Raw genomic sequence first — 25,259 nt, 5'->3', positions numbered from 1 at the left:
ATCCTCCCCCTCCCCCGATTCCACGCAGGACGCGATCTCCACCCCGGCAGGGACCGCCGAACCCTCCCCCCCGCGTCGGCTGCACAGCTCCCTGTCCATGCCGTATTTCTCGTTCGCACAGCCGCTGACCCCACGGAGCTGACCATGAGCGACATCCAGTGGAGCGACGGCGCTCCCATCTACCGCCAGCTGAAGGAGCGCGTGATTGCCATGATGCTCGACGGCATCCTGAAGCCGGGCGATGCCCTGCCCTCGGTCCGCCAGGTGGCGGCCGACTATCAACTGAACCCCATCACCGTTTCGCGCGCTTACCAGGAGCTGGCCGATGAAGGCCTGGTGGAAAAGCGCCGCGGCCTGGGCATGTTCATGACCGAGCAGGCGGCCACGCAGCTGCGCAGCAGCGAGCGCGACCGCTTCCTCAACGAAGAATGGCCGGCGGTCCTGGAGCGCATCCAGCGCCTGGGCCTGAGCCTGAACGAATTGCTGCCCCAGGGGAAATCCTCATGAATGCCAGTGTCGTGAACGTTGAATCCAGCCCAGCGGTGATTACCGCCAAGGGTCTGCGCAAGGCTTACAAGAACACCCTCGCCCTCGACAACACCACCTTCGACATCCCCGCCGGGCGCATCGTCGGCCTGATCGGCCCCAATGGCGCCGGCAAGACCACCGCGCTGAAGGCCATCCTGGGCCTGACCTCGGTGGAGGGCGAGCTGAGCGTGCTCGGCCGTGACCCGCGCCTGCACCGCGACGAGCTGATGAAGGAGATCTGCTTCATCGCCGACGTGGCGGTGCTGCCGCGCTGGCTGCGCGTGCGCGAGGCGATCGACTTCGTCGCCGGCGTACACCCGCGCTTCGACCGCGCCCGCTGCGAACGCTTCCTGGCCAACACCAAACTGCAGCCCAAGCAGCGCGTACGCGAGCTGTCCAAGGGCATGATCGTGCAGCTGCACCTGGCCCTGGTGATGGCCATCGACGCCCGCATCCTGGTGCTGGACGAGCCGACCCTGGGCCTGGACATCCTGTACCGCAAGGAGTTCTACCAGCGCCTGCTGGAAGACTACTTCGACGAACAGAAGACCATCATCGTCACCACCCACCAGGTGGAAGAGATCGAACACATCCTCAGCGATGTGATGTTCATCCGTGACGGCCGCATCGTGCTCAGCGCCGAAATGGACGAGGTGGGCGAGCGCTATACCGAACTGCTGGTGGGCGCCGAACAGCTGGAAACCGCGCGCGCCCTCAAGCCGATCGACGAGCGCAGCCAGGCCTTCGGCAAGACCGTGCTGCTGTATGACGGCGTGCCGCGCAGCCAGCTTTCCACCCTGGGCGAAACCCGCACTGCGGGCCTGGCCGATCTGTTCGTTGCTGTCATGAAGGGGACCTACGCATGAATGCCGTCAATCATCCGGTCAGCCCCGCAGGCACGCTGCGCTGGCTGCTCAAGCGCGAATACTGGGAAAACCGCGGTGGTTTCCTGTACGCCCCGGTTATCGCCGGCATTGTTTCGTTGCTGATGAGCGGCATCGGCATCGGCCTGGGCCTGTTCGCCCTGCATCGTGCCGCGCGCGATGGCGGCCTGCACATCGACGGCGAGGACGTGAACATCAACGGCCTGGACCTGGGCCTGTTGACCCGCCAGATCAGCGCAAAGGACATGGCTGACCTGGGCAACGGCCTGGACCTGACCCTCATCCTCAGCTCGACCTGGCCCTTCCTGGTACTGGCCTTCGTGGTGTTCTTCTACTGCCTGGGTGCGCTGTACGACGATCGCCGCGACCGCAGCATCCTGTTCTGGAAGTCGCTGCCGCTGTCCGATACCCAGACCGTCCTGTCCAAGGTGCTCAGCGCACTGGTCGTGGCCCCGCTGGTAGCCACGCTGGCTGCCATCGCCACCATGTTCGGCTTCCTGCTGATCATCAGCCTGGTCGCGTTGACCCATGGCGGCAGCCCTACCACCCTGATCTGGGGCCCGGCCAGCCCGCTCACCCTGTCCGCCGGCCTGCTCGCGGCCATCCCCGTCTACGCGTTGTGGGCGCTGCCCACTGCCGGCTGGCTGCTGCTCTGCTCGGCCTGGGCCAAGAGCAAGCCGTTCCTGTGGGCGGTGATGCTGCCCCTGTTCGCCGGCATCATCGTCAGCACCACCAAGGTGATGCACCTGTTCGACATGAGCACCGGCTGGTTCTGGCAGCACATCGTCGGCCGCCTGCTGCTGGGCACCGTTCCAGGCGTGGATCTGCTGTACCGCCTTGGCGCCAGCGACGAACACAAGAGCCTGGATACGATCGTCTCGTTGATGAACCCTGCCCAGCAGCTGAAGTCGCTGGCGATGCCCGATCTGTGGATCGGCGCGGCGTTCGGCGTGGCCTTCATCTTCATCGCCATCCGCCTGCGCAGGCGCGCTGGCGAAATCTGACGCTCCCCTCTACCACTACTGGAGGCACCCATATGCGTACCCTGCTTGCCTGCTCTGCGTTGTTGCTGTTGCCGCTGTCGGCGCTGGCTGCCGATGCCCCGAACTGCAAGCATTCGGCGCCGCGTGCGCTGAAGCTGGAAACGGCCGGGGTGAAAGCGGTGGTGTTCGAAGTGAACCAGCATGACCTGAAGGTCGTCGCCCGCAGTGGCGGCGGCCAGCTGGAAGGACGCGCCTGCGCCTCCACTGCCGACTGGCTGGACCAGCTGGTGCTGGACCAGCAGCGGGTGGGCGACAAGCTGGTGGTCAGCCTGCGCCGCGACGGCCGCTCGGCGCTGTCGCTCGGCAACAGCTACGCCTGGCTGGACATCGGCGGCAGCGTACCGGACAACCTGCCGCTGCAGTTCAAGATCGGCTCCGGCGATGGCAGCGTTGAGAACGCGCAGTCGCTGAGCATGGACGTGGGCTCCGGCGATGGCCGTGCCCGCGGCACCCGCGGCAGCGTGCATGCCGCCGTCGGTTCGGGCGACCTGGACATCGACGGCGCCGGCTCGCTGGAGCTGCTGTCGCTGGGCTCGGGCGAAGTGAAGGCGCGCAACATCCGCGGCGATGCCCGCACCGGCACCGTCGGCTCGGGCGATCTGGACCTGTTCGACGTCGGCGGCAGCGTGCGTCTGGAAACCGTGGGCTCCGGCGATATCGATTTCCAGCGGGTCAAGGGCGATGTCGAGGTGGGCGTGGTCGGCTCCGGCGACGTGGAGATCAGCGAGGTGGGCGGCAACGTCCGCGTACGCAGCCACGGCTCGGGCGACATCACCGTCAATGGCGCCCGCGGCAGCCTGACCGTGCAGCACAGCGGCAGTGGCGACGTGCGCCACCGCGATATCGGCGGCAGCGTCACCCTGCCGCGCGGCAAGTAATTCCACCTCATTCAACCGAAGGGAACTGTCATGAACCTGCTGCGCCTGCTGCCCGCTACGCTTCTGTGCCTGCCGCTGATGGCCTGCGGCGGTACGTCCCCATCGTCCACCACCGACAGCGCCGGCAAGACCGTGGCCGAGGCCAGCAGCACGGTGGGCAAGGAGATCAAGGACGCCACCGACAAGGCGCGCCGCGAGATCGCCCAGGGCAACATCAAGATCTCCGGCAAGGGCCAGGCCCGCGCCGAGATCACCCCGGACGGCCGCCTGCTGATCGGCGGCACCGAGTCGCCGACCAATGAAGCGCAGCGGCGCCAGCTGCAGGAATACCGCGGCCACATCGCCGGCATCGCCAGCGATGGCATGGACATCGGCGTGGCCGGTGCGCGGCTGGGCGTCAATGCCGCCGGCGAAGCCCTGAAGGGCGTCTTCAGCGGCGACAGCGAGGGCATCGAAAAGCGCATCAACGACGAAGCGGCCAAGATCGAAGCGCAGGCCAAGCAGCTGTGCAACCGCCTGCCGGCGATGCTGGCCAGCCAGCAGGCGCTGGCACGCGACCTGCCGGCTTTCCAGCCCTACGCCACGATGGACCAGAGCGACGTGGACGACTGCGGCAAGGACAACGTGGTCGTGCGCGCACCCTGAGACATTTCGTCGCACCCGGCCGGCCGCCCCCCGCCGCGGCCCCCCCCCCCCCCCCCCCCCCCCCCCCCCCCCCCCCCCCCCCCCCCCCGCCGCGGCCGGGCGGGATTACACTAGGCACCCCGTTTGCCCCGATCGACCGCCATGAAGAAGCTGTTTCTGCTGCTGACCGCCCTGCTCTGCCTGGGCCTGGCCGGCTGCGACCAGGAGTACCGCAACCACCGCGCCGAACGCGGCAAGCCGAAGATTTCGGTCAGCCAGACCATGGTGACCGTGCGCCGCCAGCCCGCGCCGAACATCATCATCCTGGCCGACGGCACGATGAAGATGGACGAGATCCAGATTCCGCTGGACAACACCCAGCGGCAGATGCTGCAGATCATGTTCGGCAAGCTGCAGGTGCTGCGCCAGAACACTCTGGTGGCCGCCCCGGCCGACCCCGACATGCAGCCGGTGAAGATCCAGCCCCCGCAAGGGCTGGAGGTCATCCCCGCCGACCTGGTGCAGACCATCCCCGAATTCAAGGATTACACCGACACCTTCGGCAACATCGTCGCCGACCGTCGCTGAAACGAAAAACGCCGCCCCAGGGCGGCGTTTCCCGTTTGCGTACGCAACCGACCGGTCAACCGCCGGCGCCACCACCACCGGCCTGGATGCCACCGGCAGTCAGCGCGGTCGGGTCCAGCAGGCGCCGCAGCTCGGCCTCGGCCAGCCCGCTGTCTTCCAGCGCCACCTCCAGCACCGGGCGCTGTTCCTTGTAGGCGCGCTTGGCAATCGCCGCGGCCTTCTCATAGCCGATGATCGGGTTCAGCGCCGTCACCAGGATCGGGTTGCGGGCCAGCGCTTCGGCCACGCGGTCCTGGCGCACCTTCAGGCCGTCGATGGCACTGTCGGCCAGCAGGGTGGACACATTGGCCAGCAGGCCGATGCCATCGAGCAGGTTCACTGCGATCAGCGGCAGGGTCACGTTGAGCTGGAAGTTGCCAGTCTGCCCGGCCACGGTGATCGCGGTGTGGTGGCCGATCACCTGCGCACAGGCCATCACGGTCGCCTCGGGAATGACCGGATTCACCTTGCCCGGCATGATCGAGCTGCCCGGCTGCAGCGCCGGCAGTTCGATCTCGCCCAGACCGGCCAACGGGCCGGCGTTCATCCAGCGCAGATCGTTGGCGATCTTGATCAGGGCCACCGCCAGCGCATTGAGCTGACCGGACAATTCCACCGCATCGTCCTGCGCGGCCAGCCCTTCGAACTTGTTGTCGGCGCTGTCGAACTTCGCCCCGGTCTGCTGCTTCAACGCCTTGGCCACCTGCGCGCCAAAGCGCGGATCGGCATTGATGCCGGTGCCGATGGCGGTGCCGCCCAGCGGCAGGCGGCGCAGGCGCTTGAGGCTGTCGTCGATGCGCGCCTGGGCCGAGGCCAGCTGCGCCGACCACGCGCCGAACTCCTGCTCGAAGGTCAGCGGCATGGCATCCATCAGATGGGTGCGGCCGGTCTTGACCACCTTGCGCAGGCTGCGGCCCTTGCGGTCGATCACCTTGCGCAGGTGCGCCAGCGCCGGCAGCAGGTGCTCCTGCGCGGCCAGCACGGCCGAAACCCGCAGCGCGGTGGGAATCACATCGTTGGAGCTCTGGCCCTGGTTGACGTGGTCATTGGGGTGCACGCTGGCCTTGCCGGCCTTGCCGCCGCGATTGGCCAGGGTGGCAATGACCTCGTTGGCGTTCATGTTCGAGGAGGTGCCCGAACCGGTCTGGTAGACATCGATCGGGAAATGCGCGTCCCAGTCACCGCGGGCCACCTCGGCCGCGGCCGACTGGATGGCCTTGGCCACGCCCTTGGGCAGATGGCCCAGGTCGGCATTGACGCCGGCGGCGGCGCCCTTCACCAGGCCCAGGGCACGGATGAAGCCGCGCGGCATGCGCTGGCCCGACACCGGGAAGTTCTGCACCGCGCGCTGGGTCTGCGCGCCCCACAGGGCGTCGGCAGGTACCTGCAGTTCACCCATGCTGTCATGTTCAACACGGAACCCGGCGGTTCCACCCTTGCTTGCAGCTTTGCTCATTGCATCGACTCCGCACTACTTCTGTTGGGGAAAGGGAAGCGGCGGCTGGCAGGGTGTCGCTTCCCGGGCTGGCGGCTGCGGTAACGATACTCTCTTGTCCGAAGCCTGGGATGACGAGGACGGGCCAGATCGTTCCGTCCGCAGGGCCGTTTACATGGGTAGCGCCGGGCCGTGCCCGGCGAGCGCGCAGCGCGGCCGCCATCGGCCGGGCATGGCCCGGCGCTACCGAGCATGCAAAGGCCCCGCGTCGTAGAATATGGCCCCCGCCGCCTGCCCCAGCCCTGCCGACATGTCCGATTCCGCCCTGCTCGCCCTGTCCCCGCTCGATGGCCGTTATGCCGGCAAGGTCGACGCCCTGCGTCCGATCTTCTCCGAATATGGCCTGATCAAGGCCCGTATCGTGGTCGAGGTGGAATGGCTGCTGGCGCTGGCCGCCGAGCCGGGCATCGTCGAACTGGCGCCGTTCTCCGAGGGCGCCATCGCCCGCTTGCGCGCCCTGGCCGCCGGCTTCAGCCCGGCCCAGGCCGCGCGCGTGAAGGAAATCGAGCGCACCACCAACCACGACGTCAAGGCCGTCGAGTACTTCATCAAGGAACAGCTGAAGGACGACGCCGAGCTGGCCCCGGCGCTGGAGTTCGTGCATTTCGCCTGCACCAGCGAAGACATCAACAACCTCAGCTACGGGCTGATGCTGGAGCAGGCGCGCCGCGAGGTGCTGCTGCCTTCGCTGGACGGCATCGCCGCCACGCTGCGCACGCTGGCCCACGCCCAGGCCGGCCAGCCGATGCTGTCGCGCACCCACGGCCAGACCGCCTCGCCCACCACGCTGGGCAAGGAAGTGGCCAACGTGGTGGCACGCCTGGAGCGCCAGCGCGCACAGATTGCCGCCGTGGAGCTGACCGGCAAGATCAACGGCGCGGTGGGCAACTACAACGCGCACGTGGCCAGCTACCCGGACGTGGACTGGCCGGCCTTCGCCGAGCGCTTCGTGACCGGTCTGGGCCTGGTGTTCAACCCGTACACTACCCAGATCGAGCCGCACGACAACGTGGCCGAGATCGGCGATGCGGCGCGTCGCGCCAACATCATCCTGATCGACCTGGCCCGCGACATCTGGGGCTACATCTCGCTGGGCTACTTCAAGCAGCGCCTGAAGGAAGGCGAAGTGGGCTCGTCGACCATGCCGCACAAGGTCAACCCGATCGATTTCGAGAATGCCGAGGGCAACTTCGGCATTGCCAACGCGCTGTTCGAACACTTCAGCGCCAAGCTGCCGATCAGCCGCTGGCAGCGTGACCTGACCGATTCCACCGTGCTGCGTGCGCTGGGCACTGCGTTCGGCCACAGCCAGGTAGCGCTGGATTCGCTGGCCAAGGGCCTGGGCAAGCTGGAAGTGAACCCGCAGCGCCTGGATGCCGATCTGGATGCGGCGTGGGAAGTGCTGGCCGAGGCCGTGCAGACGGTGATGCGCCGCCACGGCCTGCCCAACCCGTACGAGCAGCTGAAGGCGCTGACCCGTGGCCAGGGCATTACCGCCGAGTCGATGCGTACGTTCGTGCAGGGTCTGGAGCTGCCGGCCGATGCCAAGCAGCGCCTGCTGGAGATGACCCCGGGCAGCTACACCGGCCTGGCCGAGTCGCTGGCGAAGAAGATCTAAGGGGTTTCCTTTGCGGCGGCGGCCGCGGCGCTGCCTGCGGCAGGCTTGTACTGCCACGGCAAAGGCAACAGCAACGTCAAAGGCGGCTCTGGGTTATTGCCTCGCTTGGCGGGGCGGGTTGGGTTCGCGGGACACGCCGTGAATCCATCCCTGGAGGCTCGTAGGCGCCATCCATGGCGCCTGCGGTCCCGCGAACCCAACCCGCCCGACCTCTGACAGTTCCCGTGTGCGGTCAGCCACGGAAAAGAAAAAAAAAGAACAAAAGCCGGTCGCTTCGCTCGTGTGTCGACCAAGGTCGACACCTACCAGAGCCGGGCCCGCCCCGCCATCCCACGGATACCCAGCTCTTGACGTTGCTTCAGTCGAGCATGGCTCGACTCTACGGCAGGTGCAGGGCTGCAAGCGCTGCAAAAAACACCCACCCCTCAGGCCACGCCGTTGTCGACGTGCTCGGCAAACCCTGGCTGCTGCCGCAGACGCTCGAACCAGACGGCCACGTTGGCCAGCGCCGGCTTGTTGCCCGGTGTGCAGCGCCAGCGCTGGGTCGACAGCCCCAGCACGATGTCGGCCAGGGTGAAGGCATCACCGGCCACGTGGGCATGCTGCGCCAGCTGTGCATCCAGCACCGCCATCAGCCCGTTCCACTGCACCAGGCTGGCCTCCGCCCGCGCATCGTCCGGGTAGTCGGCATGACCACGCACGCGGGCCATGAACACCGCCTGCCACGCCGTGTTCAGATCGGTGGCCTGCCAATCCATCCATTGCTCCACCCGCGCCCGCGCCTGCGGTTGCATCGGCAGCAGATCATCGCGCCCGGCACGCGCGGCCAGGTAGCGGCAGATGCTGTTGGATTCCCACAGCACGAAGTCGCCCTCGCGCAGCACCGGCACCTGCACGTTGGGGTTCAGCCCGCGCAGCAGCTCGGCCGCCGGGGCCACGTGGTGCCGCAGTGGCTGGCCCAGCATGGCCGCCAGCCACAGCACCTTGCGCACGTTGATCGACGTCGGCTTTCCGTACAGTTCCAGCATGGTCAGGCGCAGCGTTTGAGACGGGGCCAGCCTACACTGGTGGCATGCAAACTGAATTCCTCATCGTTGGCAGCCTCCTGCTGGCCATCCTTGTCCTGCAGCTGGTCGCCCTGCTGCGCCGGCCCCCCCATGACCGCCTGGAACAGGCCGTGCGCGACGAGGCCCGCAGTGGCCGCAGCGAACTGCGTGAACAGCTCGATGGCTTCGCCCGCGCGCTGACCGATCTCTCGACCCGCACCGACCAGCGCCTGGACCTGCTGCGCGAAGCGCTGGGCGAAGACGCCCGCAAGGCGCGCGCCGAAGCGGCCGACAGCCAGCAGCGCAGCGGTGCGTTGCTGGGCCAGCGCCTGCAGGAGCTGCGTGCGCAGCTGGAAGTCTTCGGCCAGCAACAGGAAGCGCGCATCCATGCCTTCGGCCAGCAGCTGCAGGAACTGACCACGCGCACCGATACCCAGCTGGGCGCGCTGCGCCAGACCCTGGTGGATGATGCGCGCAAGGGCCGCGAAGAAGGCGCGCAGTCGCAGCAGCGGCTGACCGAAAGCCTGGGCCTGCGCCTGCAGGAACTGACCCAGCGCAACGAGCAGCGCATTGCCGAAATGCGCGCCACCCTGGAAGAGCAGCTGCGCGCGCTGCAGACCGACAACGCGCAGAAGCTGGAACAGATGCGGGTGACGGTGGACGAGAAGCTGCAGTCCACGCTGGAAACCCGCCTGGGGCAGTCGTTCAAGCTGGTGTCCGAGCGTCTGGAACAGGTGCAGCGCGGCCTGGGCGAGATGCAGCAGCTGGCCACCGGCGTGGGCGACCTGAAGCGTGTGCTGACCAACGTGAAGACGCGCGGCAGCTGGGGCGAAGTGCAGCTGGAGAACATCCTGGAACAGACCCTGATCCAGGAACAGTACGCACGCGCGGTGAAGGTGCGCCCGGACAGTGGCGAGATGGTCGATATCGCCGTGCGCCTGCCCGGCCGCGCCGCTGACGATGCACCGGTGTGGCTGCCGATCGATTCCAAGTTCCCGCGCGAAGATTACGAACGCCTGCTGGATGCACAGGAGCAGGGCGACGCCGAACTGGTGCGCGTGCAGGGCGCGCAGCTGGAGCGGGCGGTGAAGATCCAGGCCAAGTCCATCTGCGAGAAATACATCGTGCCGCCGCACACCACCGATTTCGCGGTGATGTTCCTGCCCACCGAAGGCCTGTACGCCGAAGTGATCCGCCGCCCCGGGCTGGTGGACCTGCTGCAGCGCGACCATCGCGTGGTGGTGGCGGGGCCGACCACGGTCACCGCGCTGCTCAACAGTCTGCAGATGGGCTTCCGCACCCTGGCCATCGAAAAGCGCTCCAGCGAGGTGTGGAGCCTGCTGGGCGCGGTGAAGACCGAGTTCGGCAAGTTCGGCGATGTGCTGGACAACGTGAAGGCCAAGCTGGACCAGGCCAGCAAGCAGATCGACCAGACCGGCGTGCGCACGCGGGCGATCGCGCGCAAGCTGCGCGAGGTGGAATCGCTGCCGGCCGAACAGAGCCGGCAGCTGTTGCCCGATGGCCTGGCCGCAGATGAAGCACCCGAAGCCAACGACGCGGGGCAGGGCTGACACACCGTTTGCACCGCGTGGTGCGTATGCTGGCGGCCTCGATTACCGCCAGCAGGTCCAACCATGCGCCTTCGTTTCCTTGCCAGCCTTGTCCTGGGCGTGCTGCTGGCCGCCTGCAGCAGCACCCCGTCGGCGACCGATGCGGCGGCACAGCCGGCCGCGGCCGATACCGCTGAAGCCAGCCAGGCCTACCAGGAAGCCCGCGATGTCGACTGCCGCGCCGCCGGCGGCACCCTGCAGCCGCTGGGCCGGCTGCAGCGCGTGCAGTGCGTGATTCCCTATGCCGACGCGGGCAAGACCTGCAGCGGCAAGCAGGACTGCATTGGCCAGTGCCTGGCCACCGGCGAAACCGAGGCAGGCGTGGTCGCCACGGGTACCTGCCAGCGCGATGTCAGCCAGAACTTCGGTTGCCGCCAGCGCATCGAAGCGGGCAAGGCACAGGGCACGATCTGCGTGGATTGAGCGCGCGCAGCACGCGCGCGGCGCTATGCTGGCAGACCTTTCCCGCCATTGCCGGAGCACCCGCGTGAGCACCCCGATCCAGGACATTTCCCTCACCACCATCGACGGCCAGCCGTCTTCCCTGGCCGACTACAACGGCAAGGTACTGCTGCTGGTGAACGTGGCCTCCAAGTGCGGCCTGACCAAGCAGTACGAAGGCCTGCAGGCGCTGTACGCCGACAAGCAGGCGCAGGGCCTGGAAGTGCTGGGTTTCCCGGCCAACAACTTCCTCGGCCAGGAACCGGGCAGTGAAGCCGAGATCCAGCAGTTCTGCCAGCTGACCTACAACGTCAGCTTCCCCATGTTCGCCAAGATCAGCGTGGCCGGTGAGGACATCCACCCGCTGTACCAGCAGCTGACCGCCGCCCAGCCGCAGGCCATCGGCGAAGGTCCGCTGCGCGAGCTGCTGACCGGCAAGGACATTCCCACCCTGCCGGCGCCGGCGGTGCTGTGGAACTTCGAGAAGTTCCTGATCGGCCGCGATGGCCAGGTCATCGCCCGCTTCGCACCGGACGTGGCCGCCGATGATGCGCGCCTGCGCGAAGCGGTCGAGGCCGCCCTGGCCGCCTGACCCCAGGGCAGCAGCCAGAAAAAAACCCCGCCAAGGCGGGGTTTTTTCATGCGCCGGTCGCAGCGATCAGTTGCTCCACTGGGGCATCGGCATGGCATCGACCGGAATGGGCGAATTGGCATCGTCGCTGCCACGCTCGCGCTTGCCACGCAGATCGTTCTCGATCTGGTAGTTGCGGCGCTGCAGCCAGGCATCGCGGGTCAGCGCGTACTCGTCCACTGCGCTGTCGCGGATATCGTCCAGCGCCATCAGCTGTGCGCGGGTGTCCACCAGCTGCAGGCCCTGCAGGCCGATACGCACCTTGTCTTCCTCGATGGTGCGGATGGGCGACAGCGGAATGTCACCGGCCAGGCCGAACACATCGCGCACGGTACGCGGGCCGAAGAACGGCAGTTCCACGTAGCGCGAACGGCGCCAGCCCCAGGCGCCCAGGGTCTGCCCGAAGTCTTCATTGCGACGCGGGACCATGGCCTTGCTGGCCGGATCGAACAGGCCACCGATACCCAGCGTGCTGTTCATCAGGAAGCGGCCCAGGGTGTCCCACGCATCGCCCGGTCGGCCCTGCAGCAGCTGGTTGGTGATGGTCAGCGGCGAACGCAGGTTGCTGAAGAAGTTGCTGACGCCGGTACGGGCAAAGCGCGGCACCACGTGGGTGTAGGCGGTGGCCAGCGGGCGCGCGACGCCGCGATCAACCGCGTTGTTGAACGCATGCACCTTGCGGTTCAGCGGCTCCCACGGGTCGTAGGCCGAGGCATCGGCGGTGGCGGCATTGCTGCCATACAGCGCATCGAAGTCGTCATCGTCGCCGGCTGCGGCGGTGGTGTTGCCAGCGCTGCCCGCCTGGCCGGCCGGCGGCGTGGCTGCGGTCGCGGCGGTAGCCGGTGCGGCGGTCGCACTGTCAGTGGTCGGCGCCACATCGGTCGCCGGCACGGCATCGCTGGCCACAGGTTCGCTGGCGGCGGCCGGCACCACGGTGTCGGCCACGGGCGCGTCGCTGCGCGCGGGCTTGCCGGCGCACGCGCTCAGCGCGGCGGCAACAAGAAGAAGGGAGATGGCGCGTACGACGTTCATGTCAGCTCGCAGCAGAAGGTGCGGTGAAATCCAGGGTGGGCGACAGCCGGTAGGCCGCGCTCAGTTCGTTGTAGCCGGCCGGTGCGCCGGCGATGGCCAGGGCATGGCCCTGTGCGCGTGCACGCGCGGCCAGTTCGGCCAGCAGCGCCAGACCGGCGCTGTCCACGCGTTCCACGTCGCCCAGTTCCAGCCGTGCCAGCTTGGCCGGCAGGGCCTGCAACTGCGGCCAGAGGGCGATGACCGCGGCGCGGTCCAACACCCCGCGCAGGCGCAGGGTGTCGCCTTCCAGCAGCGCCAGCGGCTTACTTGCCATTGCCCGCCGGCCCGGCCTGCATGCTGCCGCTGCGCAGTTCGCTGGCCACCTGCTTGATGCCCTTCTGGCGCAGCGGCGCGTCGAACTGGTTACGGAAGGTCTGCACGTAGGAGATGCCTTCGATGTTGACGTCGAAGATCTTCCACTGGCCGCCCACGTTGCGCATCCAGTACTCCACCGGGGTGCCCTCGGCACCGGCGCGCACCAGTTCGGTGGCCACGCGCACGCCGCGGTTGCCCGGCAGCGGGCTTTCGCCCTTCAGGCGGAAGCTGGGCTTGCCCTGGATGTTCAGCAGGGTCGAGCCGTAGCGCTGCATCAGGCTGTCGGCCATGGCATCGGCGAACAGCTTGATGTCGGCGTCCGAGGCGCCGCGGGCGTGCGTGCCCAGCACCAGGCGCGCGGCGTAGTCACGGTCGAAGGTGCGGTTGAGCTCGCTGTCGATGTAGCTGCGCAGGCTGGCCGGGTTGCTGCTGAATTCGCTGCGGCGCTGCTGCAGGGTGTTCAGGATGCGGGTGCTGGCATCAATGACCACCTTGCCGGCCTGGCCCTGCGGCGCGGCCACGGCCGGTGCGGTGGACTGCTGTGCCTGGGCCAGCAGCGGGCTGGCCAGCAGCAGCGAGGAAGCGAGCAGGGCCGGGATCAGTTTCGTCTTCATGGTTGCGGTTCCGTTGCAGGCGCGGGGGCGCTCTCGTTGGATTTCTGGTCGGTGCCGCCACCGGCGCCACCACTGAACATGTACTTGCCCACCAGCTGGATCAGATCGACCGCCGGCTGGGTGAAGACAATCTCGTCACCGGCCTTGAGCACGTCCGGATCGCCGCCCGGCTGCAGGCCGATGTAGCTTTCACCCAGCAGGCCGCTGGTGAAGATGCCAGCCGAGGTATCGGCCGGCAGGTCCTTGATCTTGCTGTCCATGCGCAGGGTCACGATCGACTCGAACTTCACCGGGTCAAGATCGATGGCCGCCACCTGGCCGACCGTCACACCGCCGATCTTCACCGGTGCCTGCTTGCGCAGCTGGCCGACCTGCGAAAAGCGCGCCTTCAGCTCGTAGCCCTGGCTGCCCCAGCTCCAACGCTGGTTGGTGGAGGCAACGGCCAGCACCATGAGCGAAGCCAGGGCCAGCAGCAGGAATGCGCCGACGGAGAATTCAAGTCTGGGACCGCGGATGGCCATGTGGAATACCTGATCGTCTCTGGGTGGCAGCGCGCCCTGCGCACCGCCGGTGGAAAGGGTTACGTGAACAGCATTGCCGACAGCACGAAGTTGAACATCAGCACCAGCAGCGAGGCGTTCACCACCGCACGGGTGGTCGCCACCGAGGTGCCTTCGATGGTCGGTTCGGCGTGGAAGCCCACATACGAGGCCACCAGCGCGGCGGTACCACCGAAGATGGCCGACTTCAGCATTGCCACGCCGAAGTCGTCCCAGAAGTCCACGCTGTTGCGCAGCGCCGACCAGAACACGCCGTTGTCCAGGCCCAGCACGTGCACGGCCTCGAAATAGCTGGCGCTGATGGCCAGCGAACAGAACACGCCGGTCAGCAGCGGCACGGTCAGCACCGCTGCCCAGAAGCGCGGGGCCACGGCCTTGGCCACCGGGTCGATGGCCATCAGTTCCAGCGCCTTGATCTGGTCGGTGGCGCGCATCAGGCCCAGCTCGGCGGCGATGGAACTGCCGGCGCGGCCGATGAACAGCAGCGCGGTCAGCACCGGCGCCAGCTCGCGGTACAGCGACAGGCCCAGCAGCGTGGACAGCGCGTCGGCCGCACCGAAGGTGGTCAGCGTGCGGTAGCCCTGAAGGGTCAGCACCAGGCCGACGAAGGCACCGCCGACGGCGATGATCGGCAGCGAGCGCGCGCCGATCTTGTAGATCTCGCGGGTCAGCTCGGCCAGGAAATCACGGGTGGGCAGCGAACCGCGCAGCACGGTCAGCGAGAACAGACCGGCGCGGCCCAGCGAACGGGTGGCTTGCACGAACGGCATCAGGCGACCCTCGCCCGCGGCGCAGCGTCAAAGGGAATGGGGCCGTCGGGCTGGCCATGCAGGAACTGCCGCAGCAGCGGGTCCTGGCTGGTCTGCAGCGCTTCGGGGCTGCCCTGGAACACCACCCCGCCGTTGGCGATGGCGATGACCTGATCGCAGATCGGCAGGGTCTCGTGCACGTGGTGGCTGACGATGATGCTGGTCAGGCCCAGGCTGTGGTTCAGGCGCTGGATCAGGCTCATGATCACCCCCGAGGCGATCGGGTCCAGCCCGGTCAGCGGCTCGTCGTAGATCATCAGCGGCGGGTCCAGGGCCAGCGCGCGGGCCAGCGCCACGCGCCGCGCCATGCCGCCGGACAGCTCGCGCGGCCAGGCATCGGCGGCGGCCAGCAGGCCTACCGCGTGCAGCTTCATCTGCACCAGCCGGCGCAGCACCGGCGCCGGCAGGCGGGTGTGTGTGCGCAGGGGCAGGGCGACGTTCTCGGCAACGGTCAGGTCGGTCAGCAGGCCATTGCCCTGCAGCAGCACGCCCACGCTGCGGCGCATGTCCAGCAGTTCGGCGCTGCCCTGCGGAATGGGCTTGCCGAACAGGGTGACCTGCCCGGACACCGGGCGCAGTTCACCGGTGAGCGCGGCCAGCAGGGTGGACTTGCCGCTGCCGGACGGGCCGAGCACGGCGGTGATGCTGCCCTGCGGAACCTGCAGCGATACATCGCGCAGGATCGTGCGCCCGCTCCGGTCGATGCGGACGTTGGACAACTGCACCAAGCTGGAGGCGGAAGCCGACATGGGCACCATTAACGTTTTTTCGACAGGGCAGAATCGGGCCAGCCGGCTGAACATAAGCGGACTGGACGGTGCAGTATTGTGGCACGCCGTGCCACCGGCGCGGCCGGGACAATGCCCGGGTACCCCGGAACAATCCGTACCGGTCCTGCCGGTACACCATTGAATAGCAGCGGTCGTGCGGCACACTGTGCACGATGAGTGACCCCGGCAACGATTTCCGTCTCTACCATTCCAACTCCCTGGATGTGCTGGCCGCGCTGCTGGCGCGCAACGTGCGTGCGCCGGTTCCCGGCCAGCCGCTGCTGGCCCCGGAGGTGGTGCTGATTCCCCAGGTGGCCATGCGCCGCTGGCTGCAGGCCACCCTGGCGGCCGAGTATGGCGTAGCGGCGAACCTGGAGTTCCTCACCCCGGGCGAATTCGTTGCCCGCGCCCTCAACGCGAACGTGCCCGGTGAAGCCGACGACCTGGATGCGGCCGGGCTGCACTGGAAACTGTACCGCGCCCTGCGCGATCCGTCGCTGTTGGCCCAGCCGGCGATGCGCGCGCTGCAGTCCTACCTGGCCGGGGGCGACACCCTGAAGCCCTGGGCGCTGGCCGGCGAACTGGCCGCGGTCTTCGAGAAATACCAGGCCTGGCGCCGCGACTGGCTGCTGCGCTGGGATGCCGGTGCCGACCCGGACGATCCGCAGGCGATCCTGTGGCGGGCCATCGCCCATGGCCAGGGCTACCGCGCGCGGCGCATCCAGGACTACCTGGATCGCTACGAAGGCGCGGGCAAGCCGCTGCCGCAGGGCCTGCCGCCGCGCCTGTCGGCCTTCGCCACGTTGAACATCTCGCCGGACGTGCTGCGGGTCATGGCCACCCAGTCGCGCGTGGGCGAGCTGCACTTCTATATGCCGACCCCGGTGCAGTCGTACTGGGGCGACCTGCAGACGCTGGCCGAGCGTCTGCGCAGCGGTGCGCCGGACCCCTTCGGCGAAGCCGCCGGCGAAAACCGCCTGCTGGAAGCCTGGGGCGCGGCCGGCCGCGACTTCATGGCGGTGCTGGGCAGTTACGAGGTGGTGCATCCGGCCGGCGAGATCGCCGCCTATTCCGACCCGGAAGAAGACACCCGGCCCACGTTGGCCGATGGCGGCCTGGCCGACAGTCTGCTGCACCGCCTGCAGTGCGATCTGTTCCACCGCCGCGCGTTGCCGTCGGGGGAGCTGCGCGATGGCCTGCACCGCGATGACCCGAGTCTGCAGGTGCACGCCTGCCACACCCGGCTGCGCGAACTGCAGGTGCTGCACGACCAGCTGCGCGCGCTGCTGCAGGACCCGCGCTTCGATCCCCCGCTGCAGCCGCGCGACATCGCGGTGCTGGCGCCGGACATCGACCCCTACGTGCCGTACCTGGAAGCAGTGTTCGGCGGCCGCAGCGGCGAAGAAGACCACATTCCCTATGCATTGGCCGACAGCAGCCCGCTGGCCGGTGAGCCGCTGGCCGATGTGTTCGTGCACCTGCTGGGCCTGCCGGTATCGCGTTTCGGCCTGAACGAGATCCTGGATCTGCTGGCCAGCGCGCCGCTGGCAGAGGCTGCCGGCCTGGAGGCGGTGGATTTCGACCGCCTGCACGGCTGGCTGCAGCAGGCCGGCGCGCGCTGGGGCATCGATGCCAACCACCGCGGGCAGATGCAGGCGCCGCGCGATGACGCATACACCTGGCAGTTCGCGCTGGACCGGCTGCTGCTGGGCCACGCCACCGGCAGCGACGTCGATCTGGCCGGTGTGGCGCCATGGACCGAACTGGAAGGCGGCGCGCTGGACGCGCTGGACCGGCTGCTGCGCCTGTTGCGGGTGCTGGCGGTGTACCAGCGGCGGCTGGGTGACACGCTCACCCCGGCACAGTGGCGCCAGCGTCTGCTGGCCCTGCTCGATGCGCTGCTGCCCGAAGCTCCCACCTCACCCAACAGCCAACGCGCGCTGGAGCGCCTGCGCAAGCTGCTGAACCAGTTCGCCGACGATGCCACCCGCGCCGGCTTCGACCACGCGGTGCCACCGGAGGTCGTGCGTGCGCACTTCGCCGGAGCGCTGTCCGAAGCCGATACCCGCGCGCCGCTGCTGACCGGTGGCATCAGCTTTGGCCGCATGGTGCCGATGCGCCTGCTGCCGTTCCGGGTGATCTGCGTGCTGGGCCTGAACGATGGCGACTTCCCGCGCCGCGACCCGGCTGCGGGCCTGAACCAGCTCACCGCCGAACTGGATACGCCGCGCCGCCGCCCGGGCGACCGTTCCACCCGCGAGGATGACCGCTTCCTGTTCCTGCAGTTGTTCGCCGCCGCCCAGGACGTGTTCTATCTGAGCTACCTGGGTGCGGACCCGCGCGATGGCAGCGTGCGTGAACCTTCGGTGCTGGTCAGTGAACTGATCGACGCCGCGGCCGCCTACCACCAGGACCCCGCCACGGTCACGCGTGACTTCACCGTGCGCCACGCGCTGCAGCCGTTCTCGCCGGCCGCGTTCGGTGAAGGCGATGGGCGTCGCTTCAGTTACCGCCGGCAGTGGCACCCCGCCGCCGGGCGCCTGTCCGGCCAGCGCAGCGGGTTGCCCGCGTGGTTCGACGCGCCGCTGCCACCGCCGCTGGACGATACGGTGGAAGCGGAGGTGCCACTGGATGCGCTGCGCCGCTTCCTGTGCGACCCGGCCGGACAGTTCCTGGCCCAGGCACTGGGCCTGCGCCTGGCCGACGAGGTCGACGAGGTGGATGACCTGGAACCGCTGGTGCTGTCCTCGCGCGGGCCGGACAAGCGCAGCGTGCAGGCCGCCGTCGTGCGCGCCACCCTCAGCGGCGATGCCGAGCCGCTGTACCCGCGCCTGCGCGCGCGTGGCCTGCTGCCGTCTGGTGCGCTGGGCGAACGCCAGTTCGAAGCCGAACAGCTCAAGACCCGCCCCTATGCCAGCGCGATGCTGGGCTGGATGCGGGGGCAGCCGCTGGAAAGCCGCCGCTACGACGTGGATATCGATGGCGTGCGCCTGCACGGCCGGGTGGCCGACCGCCACCCGGAGGGACTGGTGCGCCTGCGTGCCGGCACGCTCAACGGCAATGCGGTCATCCGCCAGGGGCTGGATTGGCTGCTGGCCAACGCCGCCGGCGATGCGCTGCCGCTGGTGCAGTTCCACGATGGCGGTGACGCCGGCCCCGGCCCGCACCTGCTGCCCGCGCTCAGCGTGTCCTCGGCCCGCGCTGCCCTGCGTGCGCTGCTGCAGCTGCGCCAGCGCGGCCTGCGCGAGCCGCTGCGCTTCGCCCCGTACACCGGCTGGGTGCTGTTCACCGCGCCCGTGGAAAAACAGCGCAGCGAAGGCTGGAAGCAATGGCACGGCAGCGACCGCAGTTGGGGCGAAGCGAACAGCGATGCCTGGCAACTGCTGTTGCGGGGTGCCGATCCCTTTGCCGATGACGACAGCTATGCCGATCTGCTGCGCAACAGCCAGATCGTGTTCGGTGCGGTACGTGACGGGCGCGGTCCCGCTGGCACCAGCAAGGAGGCCGACGCATGAATGCCCCCGTTGATCCCTACCTGCTGCTGCCGCTGCACGGTATCGGCCTGATCGAGGCCAGCGCCGGCACCGGCAAGACCTTCACCCTGGCCACCCTGTTCACCCGCCTGGTGGTGGAACAGCGCCTGCGCATCGGCCAGATCCTGGCGGTGACCTTCACCGATGCGGCCACCCAGGAACTGCGCAAGCGAATCCGCGAGCGCCTGGCCCTGGCCGCGCGGCTGGTGGACCTGCCGCCGGCCGCCGACGAGGCCCCCGACGCGCTGCTGACCCGGCAGGTGCTGCAGCGGCATCTTGATGGCGGCAGCGAAAGTGCGGCCGCCCTGCAACGCCGCCTGCAGGTCGCCGCCGACGAGATCGACCTGGCCTCGATCTTCACCATCCATGGCTTCTGCACGCGCGTACTGCGCGAATACGCACTGGAAAGCGGGCATACCTTCGATCCGCCGGAACTGCTGGCCAGCGACCGCGAACTGCTGGAGGAACTGGCCGCGGACCTGTGGCGCGTGCATGCCAACGACCCGGCCACGCTGGAGCCGTTGACCTGGCTGTGGTCGCACCCCGATGCGCTGGCGTCGGACCTGCGTGCGCTGCTGGCCTCGCCACCGCTGCACCCGCGCCCGCAGGTGGTGGCGGTGGACGACCCGCGCCCGGCCCTGCAGAGCGCGGCGGCAGAACTGTCGCTTGCCGTGCGCGAGCATGGCGAACAGTTCTTCCTGGATCTGTGCGAAGCGGTCGACAACAAATGGATCAACGGCGTGTCCTACAAGCTGGGCTGGCTGCACCCGCTGGGCCGGCAGCTGCTGGCCTGGGGCGAGCGCGGCGATGCCACCGAACTGCTGTCCAGCGAGCGTCTGCCGGCCCTGCTGCCCGATGCGCTGGCGGCCAAGACCAACAAGAAGTTCGTCGATCGCACGCCGTCTTCGCCGCTGCAGGCACCGCTGCAGCGCTACGTGGCGCTGCTGGACCAGCGTGAGCAATGGCTGCGCGGCACCGCGCTGAACTTCCTGCATGCCCTGCGCGAGGAGGCCGCCCAGCGCCTGGCCGCACTCAAGCGCACGCGCCGGGTACAGACCTACGACGACCTGATCGACGGCGTGGCCCAGGCGCTGGAGGGGCCGCAGCGGCTGGACCTGGTGCGCAAGCTGCGCCAGCAGTACCGCATCGCCCTGGTCGATGAATTCCAGGACACCGACGATCGCCAGTGGGGCATCTTCCACACGGTGTTCGGTGATTCGGCCGAGGTGCAGACCCTGGGCCTGGCACCGGCGCTGTTCCTGATCGGCGACCCGAAACAGGCCATCTACGGTTTCCGCGGCGGTGACATCCACACCTATCTGAAGGCCAAGCAGGCCGCGCAGCCGGCGCCGCCGCTGGATCAGAACTTCCGCTCGCGGCCCTCGGTGCTGCGCGCACTGGAGGCGCTGTATGACAACGGCGGCGACGAGGCCTTCCTGGAGCCGGGTATCGGCTTCGAGCCGGTGCGCCCCGGTGGCGTGCGCAGCGATGACGATTACCTGCGTGATGGTGCAGCGGCGCCAGCGCTGACCCTTCGCGTGCTGCGCAGTGACGGCGACAAGGCGATGGGCGCCGACGCTTCGCGCGCGGCGGCCACCCAGGCCTGCGTGGCCGCCATCCATCAGACCCTGGCCGACGCCCGCGCGGGCGCGGCGTTGCTGCGTGGCCGCCCGGTGCAGCCCGGCGATATCGCCGTGCTGGTGCGTTCGCACCGCGAGGCAACGCTGGTGCAGCGCGCGCTGGCCGCGGTGGGTATTCCCGCCGTGGCCGCCGGCAAGCAGAGCCTGTTCGCCACCCGAGAGGCCCGCGATCTGCGCGCGTTGCTGCTGGCCTTGCTGCAGCCGGCCGACGAAGGGCGGCTGCGCGCCGCGCTGGCGACCGTGCTGCTGGGCCAGCCCGCCAGCGCTATCGCCAGCATGGAGCGCGAAGGCGACCTGCAGCGTGGCTTCCAGACCCAGCTGCTGCATTGGCGCGAGCGTTGGCAACGCGGCGGCCCCTTCGCCGTGGTGGCCGATGTCTGTGCCGCGCAGGGCGAACGCCTGCTGGCGCTGATCGATGGCGAGCGCCGGCTGACCAACTATCTGCAGCTGGGCGAACTGCTGCAGGAAGCCTCGGCGCAGGCACTGGGCATGCATGGTCTGCTGGACTGGCTGCAGGCGCAGATGGTCCATGCCGACCAGAACGACGAACAGCAGCTGCTGCGCTTGGAATCGGATGCGCGGCGGGTGCAGATCATCACCCTGCACAAGAGCAAGGGCCTGGAATACCCGCTGGTGTACCTGCCGTTCGTTGGCATCGACGGCGGCGCGCCCAATAACGCGGCGCATTGCACCGTGCACCTGGACGGCCAGCGCCAGCTGCACTGGAAGCTGGACAAGGACGAGGCCTGGGAGGCCGCCAGCGGCCAGCGCGAACGCGAACAGCGCGCCGAGGACGCCCGCCTGCTGTACGTGGGCCTGACCCGCGCCGAGCACGCGCTGTGGATCGCCATCGGCGACCTTGCCGGGTTGGGCAAGACCCGCCTGGCGCCGCTGCTGGGCGATCTGCAGACCCTGCGCACGCATGCCGATGTCTGCATCGACGACAGCGCGCCGGTGCTGCGGCTGCCGCAGTTGCCGACCGAACAGGAAGGCGACCTGCCGGCCGTGCGCAGCCTGACCCGGCGCGTACCACACGACTGGTGGGTCTACAGCTTCACCCAGCTGGCGCACGCCGATGCCGGCAACGATGTCGAAGCGGCCGCCACTGAACTGCCGGCACCGGCCGCCGATGAACCGGCCGGCGCCGAACTGCCGCTGGAACCGGCTCTACCCGAAGCGGCCGCCGTCGATGCCGATAGCGTGCCGCCGGACCCGCGCTTCATGGGCAGTCGTTTTGGCAACGTGCTGCATGAGGCGCTGGAAAACGTCGATTTCGCTGCGTGGGGTAGCTGGACGCCAGACCAGCCCGCGCCCGAAGGGCAGGCCGCGCTGCTGCGCAAGGCGCTGCACGATGAAGGCTATGCCGATCAGGACCTGGACGATGGCGTGGCCGTGCTGGTGCCGCTGGTGGGCCACACGCTCACCGTTGGCCTTCCCGAGGGTGGTGCCCTGCACAGCCTGGGCCAGGGCGAACGCCGCGCAGAAATCGAGTTCCACTTCGCCATTGAACCGACCAGTGTGCCGGCGCTGCTGCAGCTGCTGCACGCCCATGGCATTGCCAGCGCACGCCGTGGCTTCGGCCTGCGCCGCAGGCTGGAAGGGCTGATGACCGGCAAGATCGACCTGACCTATGTGCGCGATGGGCGCTGGTACGTGCTCGACTACAAATCCAATCGATTGCCGGGCTACAGTCCGGACCTGCTGCAGATCGCCATGCGCCACAGCGAATATGACCTGCAGGCGCTGATCTACACCGTGGCCCTGCACCGCTGGCTGCGCTTCCGCCTGGGCCGCGCCTACGACTACGCGCGTGACATGGGCGGCATCCGCTACCTGTTCTGCCGCGGCCTGGACGGCAATGGCAACGGGGTCCATGTCGACCGCTTCGCACCGGAGCTGGTGCATGGGTTGGACGCGCTGTTTGCCGGTGGCGACGCCGCCCATGCCGCACTGGCCGCGCGTGCCATCGGAGCCAGCGCATGAGCACCAGCCTGCTGAAACAGCTGTACGTGGGCCGCCACCTGCGAACGCTCGACCATGCCCTGGCCACCAGCCTGGTGCGGTTGCGCGACGATACGCCCGATGCCGTGGCGGTGGCTGCGGCGCTGGCCTCGCTGGCGGTATCGCAGGGCCATGCCGGTTTCGATCCGGCGCAGCCCGGTCGCCTGATCGAGGGTGTGACCGCGTGGCCGCCGCCGCCGCAGTGGCTGGCCCAGCTGCAGGCCTCGCCCTGGGTGGCACAGCCCGATGACCCGGATGCCGCTGCCGATGAGGCTCCGCTGGTGCTGGAAAACGGCCTGCTGTACCTGCGCCGCTACCGCGAATACGAGCGGCAGCTGGCCGCCGGGCTGCAGCGCATCGGCCGGCACCCGCTGCCGGCGCCGGACATGGCCGCGCTGGCGCCCTTGTTCGCGCGTCTGTTCCCCGCCGCCGCCACGCAGGAAGACCACCAGGCACGTGCGGCCGGGGTGACCCTGCGCCACCCGCTGGCGTTGGTCACCGGCGGCCCAGGTACCGGCAAGACCACCACCATCGCCCGCCTGTTGCTGCTGCTGGCCGCGCAGGCCCTGCAGGCGGGGCAACCGGCACCTCAGGTGGCCCTGGCCGCGCCCACCGGGCGTGCCGCCGAGCGCATGGCCGAAAGCCTGCGCCTGGCCGTGCAGCGGCTGCAGGAAGCAGGGCTGGACCCGGCGCTGTGTGCGGCATTGCCGAGCACCGGCACGACCCTGCATCGCCTGCTCGGCGTCATTCCCGATTCGCCGCGCTTCCGCCACCACGCCGACAATCCGCTGCCGGTGGATGTAGTGGTGGTGGACGAAGCCTCGATGATCGATCTGCCGCTGATGGCCAAGCTGGTCGATGCCATTGCCAGCGGTACGCGGTTGATCCTGCTGGGCGATCCGGACCAGTTGCCCTCGGTGGAAGCCGGCGATGTGCTCAGCGCGATCCTGCGCGCCAGTGGTGATGGCAGCGGCACCCGTGCCGACGACGCGCAGGCCCTGCACGGCCTGCTGGCCGCGCCCACCCTGCAGCCGCAGGCGCCGCCAAGCGCCTTCGCCGGCCGCCGCGTGCAGTTGCAGCGCGGCTATCGGCAGAGTGATGCGCTGCAGCTGGCACCGCTGGCCCAGGCCGTGCGCGAGGGCGATGCCTGCACCGCGTTGTCGCTGCTGCGCGACGGCAGCCTGTCGGGCGTCAGCTTCCACGAACACGATGCCGATCCGCTGCGCGGCCAACGCGAGCACCTGCTGTCACACTGGCGCGCGCTGGCCGACGCCGCCGACCCCGGCCGCGCGCTGCAGCAGGCCGGTCGCCTGCGCGTGCTCACCGCGCTGCGCGAAGGCCCGCAGGGCGCGCGCGGTCTCAACAGCCGCATTGAACAGCTGCTGGCCGGCAACACGCCCGGCTACTTCCAGGGCCGTCTGCTGCTGATCACCGAAAACAGCTATCGGCACCGGCTGTTCAACGGTGATATCGGCATCTGCCTGCGCGACCCGCAGGGCGCGATGGCGGCCTGGTTCCCCGGCGACACGCTCGACCAGCCCCGCGCCTTCCATCCGGCCGCACTGCCGGCGCACGAAAGCGCCTTCGCGATGACGGTGCACAAGGCACAGGGCTCGGAATTCGATGAGGTCTGGCTGCAGTTGCCGCGGCAGGACAGCCGCGTGCTCTCGCGCGAACTGGTCTACACCGGCCTGACCCGCGCCCGCCAGCGCCTGCACCTGGCCGGCAGCGAAGACGTGCTGGTGGCGGCGCTGAAGCGCCACGCCAGCCGCCTGGGCGGCCTGGCCTGGCGGCTGGGCGCATGACCGGGGTTGCGCCGGCGCATACCCTGTAGAGCCGAGCCATGCTCGGCTGATGGATCTGAGTCGAGCATGGCTCGACTCTACAAGCGCATCCACGCATGGCGTGGATCTACCAAGGCGGGGTCGGATCCCTTTGCCACAGGGAAAGGGCTCTGACCCCATTGCGCCGATGACGATGATGTTGATTCGGCCGGTGCAGGGCGCCGCCCTGCCGCCACGTTCATTCCGCGATCAGCACCAGGCCATCGGGGAAGACGATCGCGGCTTCATCGGCGCTGAGATCGAAGAAGCCCACGCCGTGCTGCTCGGCCAGGTCCTGCACGCGGCCATGCGCGCGCTCGGCCACCGAGTAGGCGAAGGCACCGTAGATCACCTGCCGGCCGATGCTGTAATCAGTCACTTCGGCGCGGTCGTCATCATCGTTGCTCAGCGGGCCGTTCATCGGCGGGAACTCCCGCGCCATGTCCGCAAACCAGGCCTGCAGCGCCGGGCTGCTGACCGCCGGGTCGTCGTACTCGTGCTTCTCGCCCCATTGCACCTGCTTCTCGAACCAGGCGATGAAGGCCGCCGCCTCGCGTGGCGCCGCGCTGGCCTCGAAGACCATCATGTCGTAACTCATTGAACCGTCCTGTTGTCGGGGCGAAAGGCCGCCGGGGGGGGGGGCCCGGGCCCCGGGGGGGGGGGGGGGGGGGGGGGGGGGGGGGGGGGGGGGGGGGGGG

General features: G+C 68.9%; 22 protein-coding genes. 13 read left to right on the top strand and 9 right to left on the bottom strand.

The genetic code is table 11. The features are described from left to right. Window positions 1–144: 144 nt before the first annotated feature. The 6 genes from IAE58_RS06845 (at window position 145) to IAE58_RS06820 (ending at window position 4,545) form a co-directional block, all read left to right on the top strand. Window positions 145–507, top strand: coding sequence for a GntR family transcriptional regulator (locus IAE58_RS06845; protein ID WP_108756605.1), 363 nt, complete (start codon window positions 145–147; stop codon window positions 505–507). Next, the gene (locus IAE58_RS06840; protein WP_108756606.1) at window positions 504–1,394 is read left to right on the top strand and encodes an ABC transporter ATP-binding protein; all 891 of its coding nucleotides are present in this window, start codon (window positions 504–506) and stop codon (window positions 1,392–1,394) included. The genes IAE58_RS06845 and IAE58_RS06840 overlap by 4 nt, the downstream gene beginning before the upstream one ends. Beyond that, the gene (locus tag IAE58_RS06835; RefSeq protein ID WP_108756607.1) at window positions 1,391–2,416 is read left to right on the top strand and encodes a hypothetical protein; all 1,026 of its coding nucleotides are present in this window, start codon (window positions 1,391–1,393) and stop codon (window positions 2,414–2,416) included. Before IAE58_RS06840 ends, IAE58_RS06835 begins: the two co-directional genes overlap by 4 nt. A 32-nt stretch (window positions 2,417–2,448) precedes the next feature. Beyond that, complete coding sequence (locus IAE58_RS06830) at window positions 2,449–3,333, top strand: DUF2807 domain-containing protein (RefSeq protein ID WP_108750042.1); 885 nt, start codon at window positions 2,449–2,451, stop codon at window positions 3,331–3,333. Between the two features lie 30 nt (window positions 3,334–3,363). Then, window positions 3,364–3,978, top strand: coding sequence for a hypothetical protein (locus tag IAE58_RS06825; protein ID WP_199932468.1), 615 nt, complete (start codon window positions 3,364–3,366; stop codon window positions 3,976–3,978). Between the two features lie 141 nt (window positions 3,979–4,119). After that, window positions 4,120–4,545, top strand: coding sequence for a hypothetical protein (locus IAE58_RS06820; protein ID WP_199932467.1), 426 nt, complete (start codon window positions 4,120–4,122; stop codon window positions 4,543–4,545). A 55-nt stretch (window positions 4,546–4,600) separates the two neighbouring features. Here IAE58_RS06820 and IAE58_RS06815 read toward each other — a convergent pair whose 3' ends face one another. After that, window positions 4,601–6,040 carry a class II fumarate hydratase gene (locus tag IAE58_RS06815; protein WP_108753557.1) on the bottom strand — a complete coding sequence of 480 codons (1,440 nt, stop codon included), beginning with the start codon at window positions 6,038–6,040 and terminating at the stop codon, window positions 4,601–4,603. 289 nt (window positions 6,041–6,329) lie between these two features. Here IAE58_RS06815 and purB point away from each other — a divergent pair, with 289 nt between their 5' ends. Further along, on the top strand, window positions 6,330–7,697 hold the full coding sequence (gene purB / locus IAE58_RS06810; protein ID WP_199932466.1) for an adenylosuccinate lyase: 1,368 nt from the start codon (window positions 6,330–6,332) through the stop codon (window positions 7,695–7,697). Between the two features lie 425 nt (window positions 7,698–8,122). Here the strand turns inward: purB and IAE58_RS06805 are convergent, their stop codons facing one another. Beyond that, window positions 8,123–8,725: a glutathione S-transferase N-terminal domain-containing protein gene (locus IAE58_RS06805; protein WP_199933667.1), complete on the bottom strand. Its 603-nt coding sequence runs from the start codon at window positions 8,723–8,725 to the stop codon at window positions 8,123–8,125. A gap of 44 nt (window positions 8,726–8,769) precedes the next feature. Here IAE58_RS06805 and rmuC point away from each other — a divergent pair, with 44 nt between their 5' ends. From rmuC to IAE58_RS06790, 3 genes are all read left to right on the top strand, one after another. Further along, on the top strand, window positions 8,770–10,314 hold the full coding sequence (rmuC, locus tag IAE58_RS06800; RefSeq protein ID WP_199933666.1) for a DNA recombination protein RmuC: 1,545 nt from the start codon (window positions 8,770–8,772) through the stop codon (window positions 10,312–10,314). Between the two features lie 63 nt (window positions 10,315–10,377). Then, window positions 10,378–10,776, top strand: a complete 399-nt coding sequence (locus IAE58_RS06795; protein WP_199933665.1) for a hypothetical protein — start codon at window positions 10,378–10,380, stop codon at window positions 10,774–10,776. Window positions 10,777–10,840: 64 nt separating this feature from the next. Continuing rightward, entirely contained in the window at window positions 10,841–11,386 is a 546-nt protein-coding gene (locus IAE58_RS06790; RefSeq protein WP_108754658.1) for a glutathione peroxidase, read from the top strand. A gap of 66 nt (window positions 11,387–11,452) precedes the next feature. Here IAE58_RS06790 and IAE58_RS06785 read toward each other — a convergent pair whose 3' ends face one another. Genes IAE58_RS06785 through IAE58_RS06760 form a run of 6 tightly spaced genes read right to left on the bottom strand, consistent with a single transcriptional unit; the run spans window position 11,453 to window position 15,543 of the window. Then, window positions 11,453–12,457 carry a VacJ family lipoprotein gene (locus tag IAE58_RS06785; RefSeq protein ID WP_108754657.1) on the bottom strand — a complete coding sequence of 335 codons (1,005 nt, stop codon included), beginning with the start codon at window positions 12,455–12,457 and terminating at the stop codon, window positions 11,453–11,455. Between the two features lies 1 nt (window position 12,458). Then, on the bottom strand, window positions 12,459–12,770 hold the full coding sequence (locus tag IAE58_RS06780) for an STAS domain-containing protein (protein WP_199933664.1): 312 nt from the start codon (window positions 12,768–12,770) through the stop codon (window positions 12,459–12,461). Continuing rightward, on the bottom strand, window positions 12,760–13,425 hold the full coding sequence (locus IAE58_RS06775; protein ID WP_108754656.1) for an ABC transporter substrate-binding protein: 666 nt from the start codon (window positions 13,423–13,425) through the stop codon (window positions 12,760–12,762). Before IAE58_RS06775 ends, IAE58_RS06780 begins: the two co-directional genes overlap by 11 nt. Then, window positions 13,422–13,946, bottom strand: a complete 525-nt coding sequence (gene mlaD / locus IAE58_RS06770; RefSeq protein ID WP_199933663.1) for an outer membrane lipid asymmetry maintenance protein MlaD — start codon at window positions 13,944–13,946, stop codon at window positions 13,422–13,424. Before mlaD ends, IAE58_RS06775 begins: the two co-directional genes overlap by 4 nt. 59 nt (window positions 13,947–14,005) lie before the next feature. Beyond that, a complete protein-coding gene (locus IAE58_RS06765; protein ID WP_108751406.1) occupies window positions 14,006–14,755 on the bottom strand; it encodes an MlaE family lipid ABC transporter permease subunit in 750 nt (249 codons plus the stop codon). Continuing rightward, a complete protein-coding gene (locus IAE58_RS06760; RefSeq protein ID WP_108754905.1) occupies window positions 14,755–15,543 on the bottom strand; it encodes an ATP-binding cassette domain-containing protein in 789 nt (262 codons plus the stop codon). Before IAE58_RS06760 ends, IAE58_RS06765 begins: the two co-directional genes overlap by 1 nt. A gap of 194 nt (window positions 15,544–15,737) precedes the next feature. Here IAE58_RS06760 and recC point away from each other — a divergent pair, with 194 nt between their 5' ends. The 3 genes from recC to recD are packed head-to-tail and all read left to right on the top strand — an operon-like array spanning window position 15,738 to window position 24,543. Next, on the top strand, window positions 15,738–19,079 hold the full coding sequence (recC, locus tag IAE58_RS06755) for an exodeoxyribonuclease V subunit gamma (protein WP_199933662.1): 3,342 nt from the start codon (window positions 15,738–15,740) through the stop codon (window positions 19,077–19,079). After that, window positions 19,076–22,720 carry an exodeoxyribonuclease V subunit beta gene (gene recB, locus IAE58_RS06750; protein ID WP_199933661.1) on the top strand — a complete coding sequence of 1,215 codons (3,645 nt, stop codon included), beginning with the start codon at window positions 19,076–19,078 and terminating at the stop codon, window positions 22,718–22,720. The genes recC and recB overlap by 4 nt, the downstream gene beginning before the upstream one ends. Next, on the top strand, window positions 22,717–24,543 hold the full coding sequence (gene recD / locus IAE58_RS06745; protein ID WP_199933660.1) for an exodeoxyribonuclease V subunit alpha: 1,827 nt from the start codon (window positions 22,717–22,719) through the stop codon (window positions 24,541–24,543). Before recB ends, recD begins: the two co-directional genes overlap by 4 nt. Before the next feature lie 217 nt (window positions 24,544–24,760). Here the strand turns inward: recD and IAE58_RS06740 are convergent, their stop codons facing one another. Further along, entirely contained in the window at window positions 24,761–25,159 is a 399-nt protein-coding gene (locus IAE58_RS06740) for a hypothetical protein (RefSeq protein WP_199933659.1), read from the bottom strand. Window positions 25,160–25,259 lie beyond the last annotated feature (100 nt).

Origin of the sequence: Stenotrophomonas sp. S49, from assembly GCF_016624905.1 — a bacterium.
In the GTDB taxonomy this organism is placed as follows: domain Bacteria; phylum Pseudomonadota; class Gammaproteobacteria; order Xanthomonadales; family Xanthomonadaceae; genus Stenotrophomonas.
The sequence above is the reverse complement of the archived record's forward strand: the minus strand, read 5'-3'. Positions and strand labels throughout refer to the sequence as shown.